The 14,692-nt window shown below is 40.9% G+C and carries 13 protein-coding genes; 11 read left to right on the forward strand and 2 right to left on the reverse strand.

What is annotated here, in order from left to right; genetic code table 11:
* Positions 1 to 17 precede the first annotated feature (17 nt).
* Together H9632_RS05235 and H9632_RS05240 are read right to left on the reverse strand one after the other, a co-directional pair.
* Positions 18 to 1,301 (reverse strand): alkaline phosphatase family protein, encoded by a 1,284-nt coding sequence (locus tag H9632_RS05235; protein ID WP_191703061.1) that lies wholly within the window; start codon positions 1,299 to 1,301, stop codon positions 18 to 20.
* Positions 1,302 to 1,305: 4 nt separating this feature from the next.
* Positions 1,306 to 2,553 carry an MFS transporter gene (locus H9632_RS05240; RefSeq protein ID WP_191703062.1) on the reverse strand — a complete coding sequence of 416 codons (1,248 nt, stop codon included), beginning with the start codon at positions 2,551 to 2,553 and terminating at the stop codon, positions 1,306 to 1,308.
* 150 nt (positions 2,554 to 2,703) lie between these two features.
* Between H9632_RS05240 and H9632_RS05245 the strand changes: the two genes are divergently transcribed.
* The 11 genes from H9632_RS05245 (at position 2,704) to H9632_RS05295 (ending at position 14,479) form a co-directional block, all read left to right on the forward strand.
* Positions 2,704 to 3,876, forward strand: a complete 1,173-nt coding sequence (locus tag H9632_RS05245) for an MDR family MFS transporter (RefSeq protein WP_191703063.1) — start codon at positions 2,704 to 2,706, stop codon at positions 3,874 to 3,876.
* 615 nt (positions 3,877 to 4,491) lie between these two features.
* Positions 4,492 to 5,199 (forward strand): CoA transferase subunit A, encoded by a 708-nt coding sequence (locus tag H9632_RS05250; RefSeq protein WP_191703064.1) that lies wholly within the window; start codon positions 4,492 to 4,494, stop codon positions 5,197 to 5,199.
* Positions 5,196 to 5,846 (forward strand): CoA transferase subunit B, encoded by a 651-nt coding sequence (locus H9632_RS05255; protein WP_191703065.1) that lies wholly within the window; start codon positions 5,196 to 5,198, stop codon positions 5,844 to 5,846. Before H9632_RS05250 ends, H9632_RS05255 begins: the two co-directional genes overlap by 4 nt.
* Positions 5,847 to 6,010: 164 nt before the next feature.
* Positions 6,011 to 6,628: a TetR/AcrR family transcriptional regulator gene (locus H9632_RS05260; protein ID WP_191703066.1), complete on the forward strand. Its 618-nt coding sequence runs from the start codon at positions 6,011 to 6,013 to the stop codon at positions 6,626 to 6,628.
* A gap of 96 nt (positions 6,629 to 6,724) precedes the next feature.
* Positions 6,725 to 7,867 carry an acyl-CoA dehydrogenase family protein gene (locus H9632_RS05265; RefSeq protein WP_191703067.1) on the forward strand — a complete coding sequence of 381 codons (1,143 nt, stop codon included), beginning with the start codon at positions 6,725 to 6,727 and terminating at the stop codon, positions 7,865 to 7,867.
* Positions 7,868 to 7,902: 35 nt separating this feature from the next.
* Entirely contained in the window at positions 7,903 to 9,546 is a 1,644-nt protein-coding gene (locus H9632_RS05270) for an AMP-binding protein (protein WP_191703068.1), read from the forward strand.
* A 13-nt stretch (positions 9,547 to 9,559) separates the two neighbouring features.
* Entirely contained in the window at positions 9,560 to 10,921 is a 1,362-nt protein-coding gene (locus H9632_RS05275; RefSeq protein ID WP_191703069.1) for an acetyl-CoA carboxylase biotin carboxylase subunit, read from the forward strand.
* 92 nt (positions 10,922 to 11,013) lie between these two features.
* A complete protein-coding gene (locus H9632_RS05280) occupies positions 11,014 to 11,226 on the forward strand; it encodes an acetyl-CoA carboxylase biotin carboxyl carrier protein subunit (protein ID WP_191703070.1) in 213 nt (70 codons plus the stop codon).
* A 13-nt stretch (positions 11,227 to 11,239) separates the two neighbouring features.
* Entirely contained in the window at positions 11,240 to 12,160 is a 921-nt protein-coding gene (locus H9632_RS05285; protein ID WP_191703071.1) for a hydroxymethylglutaryl-CoA lyase, read from the forward strand.
* Positions 12,145 to 12,924, forward strand: coding sequence for an enoyl-CoA hydratase (locus tag H9632_RS05290; RefSeq protein ID WP_191703072.1), 780 nt, complete (start codon positions 12,145 to 12,147; stop codon positions 12,922 to 12,924). The genes H9632_RS05285 and H9632_RS05290 overlap by 16 nt, the downstream gene beginning before the upstream one ends.
* Positions 12,925 to 12,940: 16 nt before the next feature.
* Positions 12,941 to 14,479, forward strand: coding sequence for an acyl-CoA carboxylase subunit beta (locus H9632_RS05295; RefSeq protein WP_191703073.1), 1,539 nt, complete (start codon positions 12,941 to 12,943; stop codon positions 14,477 to 14,479).
* The last annotated feature ends 213 nt before the right edge of the window (positions 14,480 to 14,692 follow it).

The following is a 14,692-nucleotide window of genomic DNA, read 5'->3' on the forward strand; positions in this document are numbered from 1 at the left end:
GCTTAAAGAAGTAGTCATCACTTAAATATATCGGTTAACGCCCGGCCATCTGTATTAGGTAAATCAAGATTTAATATATGTGCAATTGTAGGGCCTATGTCGACAACACTTACTTCACCAATGTCAGTGCCGGCAATGACCTGATTACCTGAAATAATTAAATTACTTGTATAATTCGCTTTAGATGGTAAATAACCATGTGTGGCGTATTTTTTACCTTGTGCATGTAAATCAACGACCGCTTCCTGTAAATGGTCATCCTCAAAAGAGTAGCCTTCCTTTGCTTCAATCATATAACGGAATTGATTATTTACATGGAGTTCGTTCAGCTCTTGTGTACTTAAAATGGCTTCTATGCCATAGGATTCATTTTGCATTGCATCATGTAAAATGGAAAGAGCAATTCTTTCTGCCTCGGAATCTCCTGGTTGCACGTGCAAATATGCAGCCCCACCAGCACCTTGCACATAAGCTCGCCACTGCCATGCTCCATGCTGCTCATAAATGAGACCCTCTTCATAAAATAACCGATTTAAATACACTTTATAATGAACATCAAGCTGGCTATGATCCCCAACAATTATAAAAGTCGTTTCATCAAAAATGCCGGCATCTTTTGTCGCCTGAACTAAATCACCAATACGCCGATCCATACGATCAATAACTTCTTCAATATGTGCTCCTTGTGTACCGTGCAAGTGCTTCGAATCATCCAAATCGATTAAATGCATAAGCAGTAAATTTGGCTTTTTCTTTTTAATCGTATCGACTGCACAAACTGTTGTGAAATCATCCAAATAAGGCTGGTTGATTCCTTGTCTGATTTTGCCGTATTTTAATTCCATCTGGAGCGTGAATAATTTACTTCCGCTTTTTAAAATTTTCAATGCCTGGTTTTCATTTTTGACTGCTTTAATTTCAGGAATATTGTAATCGATTTGAGCTTTTCCTGTTACTGGCCATAATAATCCTGCTGTTGTAAGACCCTTTTTATGAGCGGCCTCATACACAGTTGGTGCCTGAATATCCTTCCGGAACCAATGCCAGTTTTGATCACTTTCGGGAACGAAAGGCTGGAACGGATTATTATGAAATACACCGTGTTTATCTGGATACATACCTGTCACATACGAGCTGTGAATAACATAGGTGAGGGTTGGATACACACTTTTCACTAAATTTGTGGAAGCACCATTTTCAATTAACTTTGCCAAATTTGGTTTCGACTTTGCGCTTTCCCAGTTATCGATGGAAAAAGCGTCATACGAAACGACGATGACATATTTATTTTTTTGCGTCATATAATCACCTTACTGTTCTTGTTTGTTGACCTACATCTTTTGGAAGCATGAGGAACACGATGAGACCGATAATGAATAATGGAATAATTGATAAAATACTATATCTTGCTTCACCTGTTAATGTAGTTGTCAATGCCATTAAAAAGGGACCGATAATCGCTGCGAACTTTCCGAAAATATTATAAAAGCCGAAAAATTCGTTCGAGCGTTCCTTCGGTATAATTTTTCCATAGTACGAACGGCTAAGGGCCTGAATTCCGCCTTGTGCAGAGCCAATCATAATCCCCAGTACAAAGATATGCCACATTTCAGATATAAAAAATGCTGCAATACATACAACCATATATGTCGTAATACCAGCGATAATCATCGAGCGTGTCGAATATTTTTTAGCAAGGGAACCATAAAGCAGGGCAAACGGAAAAGCAACAATTTGAATAACGAGTAAAATGCCTAATAGCATAAATGTATTTAAACTATCTGGTCCTAAAACGCTCGTTGCATAAGGTACAACCATTTTAATAATTGTATCGACACCATCGATATAGCAGAAATAGGCGATTAAAAATAAGAATACGATTTTATAATCTTTAATGTTTAAAAACGTCTGACCTAATCGTTTAAAGCTTTGGCCAACCGGATTTGGTTCTGGTTCGATATAATGACGCTGCCTTACATCACGAATCATCGGGATTGTCAGTAATCCCCACCATAATGCTGTAATACAAAAACCGATTTGATAGCCAATCGCTTCATCCATTCCCATTACGAAAATAACGGCTAAACTAATTCCAAAAGGGATGACGCTGGAAATGTAGCCGAATGCAAAACCGGATGAGGATACTTTATCCATCTTTTCATCCGTCGTAACATCAACTAAGAAAGAATCATAGAAAATATTTGCTCCGGCAAAACCAATGCAGGATAAAATGTACATGACGATTAATAGCTGCCATTGTCCACTTTCAGGTGAAATAAATGTAAAGGAAAGAGTAGAAATAATACCGACTAATGCAAAAAATGTGAAGAAACGTTTTTTCTTATCTTTATAATCTGCAAATGCTCCTAAAATGGGGCTAAGTACAGCAACAAATATACTGGCAAGTGAATTAAAGTACCCCAAGTCCATATTATTGACCCCATTAAACATACCAAAGACAATTGGAAACAGGGCAGTAGTAATAGCTATTGAATAAGCTGAATTCCCACAATCGTACAATATCCACGATTTCTCTTCTTTCGTAAGCTTCACTTGAATTTCCCTCCTAACCTATTATTTTCTGCAATTATACCATTTTACTGGAAATATGAAGTAAAAATAACAGAAAATTCACATTACTAAAATATAATTTACATAAGGATGTATAATAGGAAACACATTGAAAACTAGAGGAGACATTTTATGCAAAGAATTTTTCAATATTTCCATCCACTCGTATGGATCATACTAAGTGGAACAATTTTTGTTCGAACAGCCAGTTTTATGGCTATCCCGTTTTTGGCTTTATACTTACATAATGAACTTCAGGCCTCTCCTTTGTTAATCGGTGTGACAATTGGAATTGCCCCATTATTTTCAACGTTTGGTGGCTTAATCGGCGGGTATTTAACCGATCGTTTTGGACGAAAAGCGGTCATTATTATTACTGTCTTTATATGGAGCCTCACATTCGTTGGTTTTGCTTGGGCTCCTTCTGCTGTTTATTTCGTTTTGTTGAATGCAGTAAATGGATTATGCCGCTCATTTTTTGAACCAGGTACACAAGCATTAATGATTGATTTTACGGAGGATGCTAAAAAAAGGCGCCTTTTTTCCGTCCGCTATACGGCAATTAATATTGCGGCTGTTATGGGTCCATTACTTGGGGTATGGGTCGCAAGCTTATCAAGTCCGGCGACACCGTTTATGATTACAGGATTTATGTATGCGCTGTATGGCGTCTTTTTACTTGTCGTATTAAACCGCTATGAAATGAAGCAAAAAAGACTTAGTTCGAAGCATCAAATACGAACGATTTTGAGCGCGGTTTTCCATGATCAAAAGCTATTGCTGTTTATCGCGGGAGGCATTTTAATTACAATTGGTTATTCCCAGTTTAACTCGACATTGCCACAATTTATTAACATGACTGTGGAAGATGGAGTGAAGCTCTTTTCTTATGTGATCGTTGCAAACTCCATAACGGTATTAGCATTTCAACTCCCTTTAACCGTAGTAAGTGAGAAAATCTCGATCTATTCTTCGCTAAAAATAGGCGTAGTCATCTTTGCAATTGGGTTATTTCTGTTTGGTGTTTCCGATAGTGCGTGGATGTTTATCGTGAGTATGATTGTGTTTTCGGTCGGTGAAATTTTCTGTTTTCCGATGATGAATGCAGTGATAGAGGAAATTGCACCGGAAGATCAAAAGGGAACATATCTTGGGGCTTCCCAGTTTAAAAATATTGGCGGCTTTATCGGACCGATACTAGGGGGCTGGTTATTAACGGCTTCTATTAATTATATGTTTGCAATTATTTCCTTAATCATGTTATGTAGTATTTTTATATACAACCGTGCGCAGAGGCTGACTTGAATTTAACATCTTTAAGTTAAGCTTTAAGATGTTAATTTAACATGCTGCGTAATTAATAGTATCCAACCTCGTTAAAAAATGATTGTTTAAGAAATACATTAACATTGAACCGTTGATTTCCATTCCGGGACCGACGCTTTCCCCGGGCACGGCTCCAGCTAACTAAATTGTGCCTACAACGGCAGGCACAATTTAGTGGATCTTCCGCGCGCGCTAATCCCGGTGGAGTCACGGTCCCTCCACTCCAATCAACTTATTCATCGCTTTAAATAAAGTGAGATACGATTTCTCTAATGACTAGTAATCAAACAATGAACGTGAACAAATTGTTCCGGATAACCATCTAGTTGAAATTTATAATAAAAAGACAAAAGGTCTCGAGAGTTCATCTCTCGAGATCTTTTGTCGACAATCTCCAACCTCGTTAATCAATGTTGATTGACGAGGTTTTTTAGTGACTTAGGAGAAAAGAGTGAAATGTTAGAAGCTTGCTGTCAATAAACATGGCTAGCCTTTAAACTAGTATTCTGTATATTAGAAAATTCAGAATTTAAATTTGCTATTCTAAAATAACCTGTTTATAATGATGTTAATTTTACTTAAAGGAGGAATATTGTGCATAAAGTAGAGAAAAATATACATGAAATTGTTGGAGAAGTACAAGATGGTGCAACCATATTAGTCGGTGGATTCGGACTTTGTGGTATTCCTGAACTAGCAATCGAGGCTATTCGTCAAAAAGGCATTAAAGATTTGACGGTTGTCAGCAATAATTGCGGTGTTGACGATTGGGGGCTAGGATTATTACTGGCGAACAAGCAAATCAAAAAAATGATTGCATCTTATGTAGGGGAAAATAAGACTTTTGAGCAACAATTTTTAAGCGGAGAGCTAGAAGTCGAACTGACCCCTCAAGGGACATTGGCAGAGCGTATCCGGGCAGGTGGTGCTGGAATTCCGGCGTTTTACACGGCTACTGGCGTGGGGACACTCATTGCAGAGGGAAAGCCGGTGAAGGAATTTGACGGCAAAGAGTATATTGAGGAACGTGCAATAGTAGGGGATTATGCCTTTGTAAAAGCATGGAAGGCTGATAAACTAGGGAATCTTGTCTATCGTAAAACGGCCCGAAATTTTAATCCAATTATTGCTACTGCAGGGAAAATTACAATTGCAGAAGTTGAGGAAATCGTCGAAGTTGGGGAACTGAACCCTGATGAAATCCATACACCAGCAGTGTTCGTTCAACATGTAATTCTAGGTGAAGGCTACGAAAAGAAAATTGAAAAACGCACATTAAAAGTGGAGGAGGCTATTGGATGAGTGTAAAAGAGCGAATTGTTAAACGAGCGGTAAAGGAAATCGGAAACGGCATGAACGTCAACCTCGGTATTGGTATGCCAACTTTAGTTGCAAATGAAATTCCGAGTGATTATCAGGTGCTATTGCAATCAGAAAACGGACTGTTAGGTATTGGGCCATATCCTGATGAAAGCGAAGTAGATCCTGATTTAATCAATGCAGGAAAAGAGACTGTAACAGCGGTACCAGGCGCATCCTTCTTCGATAGCGCTGAAAGTTTCGCCATGATTCGCGGTGGACATATCGACGTCGCTATCCTTGGAGGCATGGAAGTGTCTGAGAAAGGTGATTTGGCGAACTGGATGATTCCAGGGAAAATGGTCAAGGGTATGGGTGGCGCTATGGATCTTGTGCAAGGAGCGAAGCGAGTTATCGTTATCATGGAGCATGTATCGAAATACGGAGAATCAAAGATTAAGAAGGAATGTACGTTGCCACTGACTGGGAAAAAAGTTGTTCATCGTCTCATTACGGAATTGGCTGTATTCGATTTTACCGAAAAAGGAATGGTTCTAATAGAATTAGCATCCGGCGTTTCTATAGAGGACATTAGAGAGAAAACGGAAGCTGACTTCTTAGTTTCTGAAAATCTAATAAAATACGCTTGAAGTAGATAAAAAAAGCATTTTCGATAATTTTTACGAATAAATAATAGACGATAAAATGGAAGAGTGCTATAATCATACAAAAATAAGACAATTAACAGAAAATATGAGTATTTTCGCAGAAAATTCATCTTAATTTTAATGGATGATTGACGGGAGGCGAGAAGTTGGTTGAGAAATCGCTGAAGGAACGAATTATTGAAACAGCACTTGACCTTTTTAGGCACAAGGGCTACCACGGTGTGTCAGTGGATGAAATTGTGGAAACTGCTGGAACATCCAAGGGCGGGTTTTATCATAAATTTAAATCGAAGGATGCCCTGTTATATGAGATACACGATTTGTTCATCTCCCACGTATTAAAAGAAACAAAAAAAGCCTATGAAGAAAATGATACGCCAATCGATAAAGTGAGTGCTCTGTTGTTTGCATTTACAAATGTATTTGATGTATATCAGCGGCATATTACGGTGTTCTATAATGAAAGCGCTTATTTACCACTAGAATATAAAAATATCATCAAAGAAAAGAGGACGGAATACCAAAAGTTGATTGAGCAGGTAATAGAGGAGGGGAAAGAAGGGGGGCATTTTCGACCCGAGATTTCTACTACAATTACGACAATGGCAATCATAGGATTGGTGAACTGGACATATAAATGGTACCGGCAGAACGGTAGCTTAACGATGGAGCAGATTACACATCATTTCAATGATTTAATTCTCCGAGGTGTTCTGACAGAGCAAGGTCTTGAGGAAGCGAAAGCGAAAAAGTACATTATGTAAATCTGTTACAGTCAGGCAATCAAAAGTCTGGTTTTTTTAAAAATAATACAAACCGACTAGTCGGTCTTTAATCTAAAAACTAAGGGGGCTTTAAAAATGAATTTTGAATTATCTAAAGAACAAGAAATGATTCGTGATATGGTACGTGAGTTTGCGCAAGCTGAAATTGCTCCACATGCACGTGAGCTGGATGAGAAGCATCAGTTTAGAAAAGAAAGCTTTGATAAAATGGCGGATCTTGGCTTATTCGGGATTCCATTTCCTGAAGAATATGGCGGTTCAGGTGGAGACACTATTTCCTTTGCATTAGCCGTGGAAGAAATCGGTCGTGCATGTGGAGGAACAGGCTTAAGCTATGCAGCCGCTGTCAGCTTAGGCGCAACCCCTTTTTATAACTTTGGTACAGAGGAGCAGAAGCTAGAATACCTTGTTCCAATGGCGCAAGGAAAAACGTTCGGTTCGTTTGGACTGACGGAGCCAAATGCAGGATCTGATGCAGGGGGTACTCGGACAAATGCTTATCTCGAAGGAAATGAGTGGGTCATTAACGGCGAAAAATGTTGGATTACAAATGCCAGTTATGCCCGTCAAATTGTAGTGACGGCTGTTACGGGAAAAGATGAGCGAGGAAAGAATATTATAACGGCAATCATTGTTCCAACTGACACACCAGGTGTAACTATCCGTTCTGAATATCAAAAAATGGGTGTACGTGCATCGAATACATGTGAAATTGTTTTGGAAAACGTTCGAGTACCAAAAGAAAACGTGTTGGGGGATGAAAAAAAGGGATTTGGTCAATTTTTAAATACACTGGATGGTGGTCGTATTTCCATCGCTGCACTATCGGTCGGTATTGCGCAGTCCGCATTTGAGAAAGCGCTTCAATATTCGAAGGAACGTGTACAGTTTGGAAAATCCATTTCTAAATTACAGGCAATTCAGTTTAAATTAGCGGATATGGCGATGGAAATTGAATTGGCACGCAATATGGTAATGAAGGCAGCATGGCTGAAAGATCAAGGGAAGTCCTTTAAAAAAGAAGCCGCATTCGCAAAACTATATGCGTCGGAAATGGGCTTCCGTACATGTAATCAGGCGATTCAAATCCATGGTGGTTACGGTTATATGGCTGAGTATGATGTAGAACGTCATTTGCGTGATATTAAATTAATGGAAATAGGAGAAGGTACATCTGAAATCCAGCGTGTGGTCATTTCACGAGTGTTAGGTTGTTAGGTTGTTAGATTTATTGACAAAAGGGAGGAATGCGTATGGCAGAACTTGTTTATCAAACGATTGGCGAGCTATTAGAAGAAAAGGCTGCACAATACCCTCATCGGGAGGCATTAGTCTATTCAGACCGAGATTACCGCATGACATATGAACAGTTTAACAAGCACAGTGATTTAGTCGCAAAAGCGTTAATGGCAATTGAACTTGAAAAAGGCCATCATTTCTCGGTTTGGACAACAAATGTTCCGCAGTGGCCGGGTCTTCAGTTTGGATCAGGGAAGATGGGCGCACCGCTAGTCACTGTGAATACGAGTTACCGGGCAAGCGAGTTGGAATATTTACTTAAGCAATCTGATTCAAGGGCGATTATTTTAATCGACAACTACCGAGATCATGCATTCATTGATACTTTATATGACTTATGTCCAGAGTTGAAAGAATGTGAACCAGGTAAATTACAAAGTACCCGACTACCACTTTTAAAAAGCGTTGTTGTAATCAGTGATAAAAAATATCCTGGGACGTTCACCTACGAGGAATTTTTGGCGAATGGTAGCCGAATATCAGATGAACAACTAGAGCAACGTAAACAATCCTTAAGTTATGATGATGTCATCAATATTCAATATACATCGGGAACGACGGGCTTTCCAAAAGGTGTGATGCTACGGCATTCCAATCTAATTAACAACGCGATCAATATTGCAGAATGTATGAAGCTGACACATGAAGATCGACTCTGTATCCCCGTCCCATTTTTCCATTGCTTCGGCTGTGTAATAGGTACATTGGCAATTGTTTCAGTTGGAGGAACGATGGTACCGGTGCAGGAGTTCCATCCTGAGGAAGTACTTCGTACAGTTGAAAAGGAGCAATGCACGGCGCTCCATGGCGTACCAACGATGTTTATCAGTGAGTTAAATTTACCGAATATTTCGAGTTTTAATGTCTCGTCATTGCGAACGGGCGTGATGGCAGGCTCCAATTGTCCTATCGAAGTAATGAGGGACGTCATCAATACACTTGGTATGGAAGATGTGACGATTTGCTACGGTCAGACCGAGTCTTCACCAGTGTTAACACAAACACGGGTAGATGATCCATTGAATCTAAAAGTAGAGACAGTTGGCCGTGCTTTACCGAATGTGGAAGTGAAAATTATGAGGCCTGGTACAAATGAAGAGGTTCCTCGAGGGGAGCAAGGAGAAATTTGTGCTCGGGGCTATGTCGTCATGAAAGGTTATTACAATAATCCTGATGCGACAAAAGAAGCCATCGACAACGATAACTGGCTGCACACGGGTGACCTGGGGACGATGGATGAAAATGGCTATGTCCGGGTAACAGGACGACTGAAGGATATGATAATTCGCGGTGGAGAGAATGTATATCCCCGGGAAATAGAAGAATTCCTTTATCAACACCCAAAAGTGCTCGATGTACAGGTGACAGGCGTGCCGGATGAGAAGTACGGTGAGGAAGTAGCAGCATGGATTATCCTGAAAGAAGGACAGACAGCGGTAGAAGAGGAAATAAGGGATTTCTGCAAAGGGAAAATATCGAGGCATAAAATACCACGCTATATCTTTTTTGTCGACAGTTACCCAATGACCGCGTCAGGGAAAATACAGAAGTTCAAAATTCGTGAACAGTTTGCAAATTTGGTGAAAACAGTTCAATAGGGAGGTTCAAAATATGTTCAAAAAGGTACTCATTGCCAATCGAGGCGAAATCGCGCGCCGTATTATCAGAACGTGTAAACGATTAGGCATCGAAACGGTGGCAATCTATTCGGATGCTGATGCGAACAGTCTGCATGTAAAAGAGGCAACAGAAAGCTTCTGCATTGGTAAACCACCAGTAACACAAAGCTATTTAAATATAGACTCCATTTTAGATGTGGCAAAGCAAACAGGTGCTGATGCCATTCATCCAGGCTATGGCTTATTATCTGAAAATGCAACATTTGCCAAACGTGTAAAGGATGCAGGGTTAACGTTTATCGGGCCAAAGTTTGAGGTCATTCAGGCAATGGGCAGCAAAATAGAGGCACGAAAAACAATGCAGCAAGCTGGAGTGCCAATTGTGCAGGGGGTGAATGAACCAATCGCTGATACAGAGGCAGCTGCAAAAATTGCAGAGGACATTGGGTATCCGGTCATGTTAAAAGCATCTGCAGGTGGCGGTGGAATCGGTATGCAGCTGGTCAACAATGAACAGGAGCTGCGTAAAGCGTTCGAAGGAAATCAAAAACGTGCGCAAAGCTTCTTTGGTGACGGGACTATGTTCATCGAAAAATTCATTGCAGAACCCCATCATATTGAAGTGCAGGTGCTCGCTGATGCATTTGGCAACGTTATTCCCGTCTATGAGCGTGAATGTTCTATACAGCGTCGAAATCAGAAAGTGGTAGAGGAAGCTCCTTCTCCGTTCATATCAGAAGAAACACGTAAGAAAATGCTCGATGCCGCAGTGGATGCAGCCAAACATATCGGCTATACAAATGCGGGCACGATTGAGTTTTTAGTGGACAGTGACCAAAACTTCTACTTCCTTGAGATGAATACCCGCTTACAGGTGGAACACCCGGTAACGGAAGAGATAACAGGACTGGATCTTGTTGAGCAACAGTTAAAGATGGCAAATGGTGAAAAGCTTGCCTTTACAAGAGAGGATATTCAGCAAAAAGGGCACGCGATTGAGGTGCGTATTTATGCGGAGCATCCCGTGACATTCTTCCCATCACCAGGAAAAATTACGAAACTAGTATTACCAGAAGGAGAAGGAATTCGACATGAGGTAGCTGTTGAAACAGGAAATGATGTAACTCCTTTTTATGATCCGATGATTGGAAAGCTCATTGTGTTTGGGACAACACGTGAGGAAGCGTGTGCAAAGTTAGCCGATGCATTGCGCAGTTATGTAGTGGAAGGTATTCAAACGAATATACCGATGTTGCTTGAAACCGTCACACATGAGCAATTCTTAGCAGGTAGCACCACAACTAAGTTTGTAGAGGAATACTATTTACCAAAAACAACAGCAGTCGGTAAATAAGAAGAGAAGAGGCGCAAAAGATTGAACTTTGGCGAGATTTTATCTGCTGCGTGCCACTTCTCTACAATCTATCTTAAATGGAGGAATAATATATGACAATAGTAAAAGCGAGTATGGCAGGAACAGTGTGGAAGATTTTGGTGAAAGAAGGCGAACAAGTAACAGCTGGTCAAGATGTTGTTATTTTGGAATCTATGAAAATGGAGATTCCCATTGTAGCAGAAGAAGCAGGGACAGTGAAACGAATTATGGCTGCTGAAGGCGATTTTATCGATGAAGCAAACGATTTAGTTGAAATCGGATAAGGGAGTGTATTCTATGCAACTGCCGAAACAAGTGCAAATAAAAGAAGTAGGACCACGCGATGGGTTACAAAATGAAGCGACATTTATACCAACGGAAGATAAAATTCAACTCGTTAACCGTTTAAGCGAGTCCGGGCTCAATTATATCGAAGTCACGAGTTTCGTACATCCAAAATGGATTCCACAGTTGGCAGACGCTGTAGAGGTTCTAAAAGAAATTAAGCGAAATAACGCTATTACGTATGCTGCACTTGTGCCAAACAGTAAAGGGCTAGTACGAGCACTCGATGTTGATGTCGATGAAGTGAGTATTTTCATGTCAGCAAGTGAGGGCCATAACAAATCGAATATAAACAAATCCATTGATGACACATTTCCTATATTAAAGGAAGTTGTGGATGGTGCACTAGCAGCAGGCAAGACCTTACGAGGGTATATCTCTACGGTCATTGCATGCCCCTATGACGGCGTTACAAAACCGGAACAGGTCGTATATGTGGCAGAAAAATTGTTTGATATGGGCATATCGGAACTTTCGCTTGGAGATACGACAGGTGTGGGTGTACCGACACAGGTAGATGCGCTACTTCATGAAATGCTGCGTCACTTCAAAGCTGAAAATCTGGCGATGCATTTTCATGACACGCGTGGCACAGCTATCGCGAATGTCATGACAAGTCTGGCACATGGGATTACGAAATTTGATAGTGCAATTGGTGGGCTTGGTGGTTGTCCGTATGCTAAAGGTGCATCGGGCAATGTAGCAACCGAGGATTTATTGTATTTCTTGCATGAGATGGGCATCAAAACAGGTGTCAGCTTGGAAAAAATCCAGCAAACAGCCCTTTATGTCGAAGGATTAATCGGCAAAAAACTATCTTCAAAGCTAGTTGCTATTGCACGAGAGGAGGGAAAATCATGCCAAATTTCGTAAAAGTAGAGGTGCAGGACGGGGTAGCAGTTCTCATATTTATGAGAGCAGAGGCTGCTAATGCGTTATCTGTTCAAATGTTACATGAAATCAACGAGGCATTAGAAGCAATTCATGATGATCGTTCTATCCGTGTCGTTATTGTTACTGGAGACGGAGAAAAAGCCTTCTGTGCTGGAGCTGACCTAAAGGAACGTAAAGGGATGAATGAGGGAGAAACTCGAAAAACCATTGCACTCATTGGAAAAACGATGAATCATTTTGAAGCGCTTGCCCAACCAGTTATCGCGGCTATTAATGGTGTTGCGTTTGGAGGAGGTCTAGAGCTCGCACTTGCCTGTGATATTCGTATAGCTAGTAATACAGCAAAAATGGGCTTGACTGAAACAGCACTTGGCATCATTCCAGGAGCAGGCGGGACACAGCGTCTTCCTCGACTAATTGGTATAGGAAAGGCAAAAGAGCTAATTTACAGTGCCCGCCGTCTATCAGCGGAGGAAGCGTATCAGTACGGGATGATCGAGCATATTGTACAGCCAGAAAAATTGCTTGAACAGGCAAAAGAGCTTGCGTACGAAATCGCCAAAAATGCACCACTTTCACTCATACAGGCAAAAACGGCGATTAATCAAGGAATGCAGACAGATATTTCTACCGGACTCCAAATCGAATCATTGGCATATAGCCGATTACTGCAAACGGAAGACCGGCTAGAAGGATTGAAGGCTTTCCAAGAAAAACGGCCACCAGCTTACAGTGGCAAATAAAAGGAGGATGGAAGAAATGACAAAATTGACAGTTGAAAACAAACACCAAGAAATGAAGAATACTGTATTAAAGGGCGGTCATGAAAAGTATCACGAAAAAAATAAGGAACAGGGGAAATTATTTGTTCGCGAGCGTTTGGAGCTCCTCTTTGATGAAGGGCTACAAGCAGAGGATGGAACGTTTTCCAATGTGCTTGCAGGTGACCTCCCTGCAGACGGCGTCGTCACGGGAATCGGCAAAATTCATGGACGTACTGTATGTGTAATGGCAAATGACTCAACTGTAAAAGCGGGCTCTTGGGGGAAGCTAACAGTTGAGAAAATTATTCGTATCCAGGAGACGGCTGAAAAGCTTAACGTTCCACTACTTTATTTAGTGGACTCATCAGGTGCCCGTATTACAGATCAACTGGAGATGTTTCCCGGTCGCCGAGGAGCAGGCCGCATCTTTTATAATCAGGTAAAATTATCTGGTCGTATCCCGCAAATTTGTCTATTATTCGGTCCTTCAGCAGCAGGTGGTGCGTATATTCCCGCTTTCTGTGATGTTGTAGTCATGGTGGAAGGGAATGCTTCCATGTACTTAGGCTCACCGCGTATGGCGGAGATGGTAATCGGGGAAAAGGTCGACCTTGAAACGATGGGTGGGGCAAAAATGCACTGTTCAGTTTCAGGATGTGGTGACGTACTGGCAAAAACAGAGGAAGAGGCAATTGCCTACGCAAGACAATACATCAGCTACTTCCCAGATAACTTTAAAAACAAGCCGAATTTGGAAGAGCCAAAACTGCCGAAAACTTTTGAAAAGTCGATTGCGGAAATTATCCCAGCTAACCAAAATGCACCGTTCAATATGTATGATTTAATTGATCGTATTATTGACGAAGGCTCATTCTGTGAGGTGAAAAAGTTATTTGCTGCTGAAATCATTACAGGTTTTGCACGTATTAATGGCCAATCTGTCGGCATTATCGCCAATCAACCGCGTGTTAAAGGTGGCGTGTTATTTCATGATTCAGCAGATAAAGCTGCAAAATTCATCAGCCTATGTGATGCATTCCACATTCCGTTAATTTTCCTAGCAGACGTGCCTGGATTTATGATAGGAACAAATGTAGAGAAGCTGGGGATTATACGCCATGGCGCGAAAATGATTTATGCGATGAGTGAGGCGTCAGTACCGAAAATTACGGTTATTGTCCGCAAGGCATATGGTGCTGGACTTTATGCAATGGCAGGCCCAGCATTTGAACCAGATGTTTGCATTGCATTAACAGGTGCACAAATTGCTGTAATGGGGCCGGAAGCAGCTATTAATGCGGTATATGCAAATAAAATCGCAGCCTTGCCAAAAGAAGAGCAGGCCGCATTTATCGATCAGAAGCGGGAAGAGTATCAGGAGGAAATCGATGTGTATCGTCTGGCATCGGAGCTAATCATTGATGATGTGATTGAACCGAACGAACTGCGCAAGACACTGGAGATTCGTCTCGATGCATACAAATCAAAAGAACTGACATTCACAGAACGCAAGCATGGTGTCAGTCCGGTATAATCCCTATAACGGAACTAAAAAGGGCTAGTCCTTTAATCGTAAGGATTCTTAGCAGAACAAGGTTTTCAACATTCAGACGCGATTCTTCAATAAGAAGATCGCGTTTTTCCATTATAGGCCATTATTTTAGTATATAGCACGATAGTATTGAATAACATCCCTTTAGAAAATTACCAAAGCGTCATTCGTCTAAGAATAGCTCTTTAATTTTGC

Source organism: Solibacillus merdavium, from assembly GCF_014836935.1.
Classification (GTDB): Bacteria; Bacillota; Bacilli; order Bacillales_A; family Planococcaceae; genus Solibacillus; species Solibacillus ferritrahens.

Excerpts from the sequence above, each read along its gene's own strand:
- H9632_RS05275 (WP_191703069.1), top strand. The coding sequence starts at position 9,560 with ATGTTCAAAAAGGTACTCATTGCCAATCGAGGCGAAATCGCGCGCCGT.
- H9632_RS05235 (WP_191703061.1), bottom strand. The coding sequence starts at position 1,301 with ATGACGCAAAAAAATAAATATGTCATCGTCGTTTCGTATGACGCTTTT.
- H9632_RS05290 (WP_191703072.1), top strand. The coding sequence starts at position 12,145 with ATGCCAAATTTCGTAAAAGTAGAGGTGCAGGACGGGGTAGCAGTTCTC.
- H9632_RS05265 (WP_191703067.1), top strand. The coding sequence starts at position 6,725 with ATGAATTTTGAATTATCTAAAGAACAAGAAATGATTCGTGATATGGTA.
- H9632_RS05285 (WP_191703071.1), top strand. The coding sequence starts at position 11,240 with ATGCAACTGCCGAAACAAGTGCAAATAAAAGAAGTAGGACCACGCGAT.
- H9632_RS05255 (WP_191703065.1), top strand. The coding sequence starts at position 5,196 with ATGAGTGTAAAAGAGCGAATTGTTAAACGAGCGGTAAAGGAAATCGGA.
- H9632_RS05270 (WP_191703068.1), top strand. The coding sequence starts at position 7,903 with ATGGCAGAACTTGTTTATCAAACGATTGGCGAGCTATTAGAAGAAAAG.
- H9632_RS05280 (WP_191703070.1), top strand. The coding sequence starts at position 11,014 with ATGACAATAGTAAAAGCGAGTATGGCAGGAACAGTGTGGAAGATTTTG.
- H9632_RS05295 (WP_191703073.1), top strand. The coding sequence starts at position 12,941 with ATGACAAAATTGACAGTTGAAAACAAACACCAAGAAATGAAGAATACT.
- H9632_RS05245 (WP_191703063.1), top strand. The coding sequence starts at position 2,704 with ATGCAAAGAATTTTTCAATATTTCCATCCACTCGTATGGATCATACTA.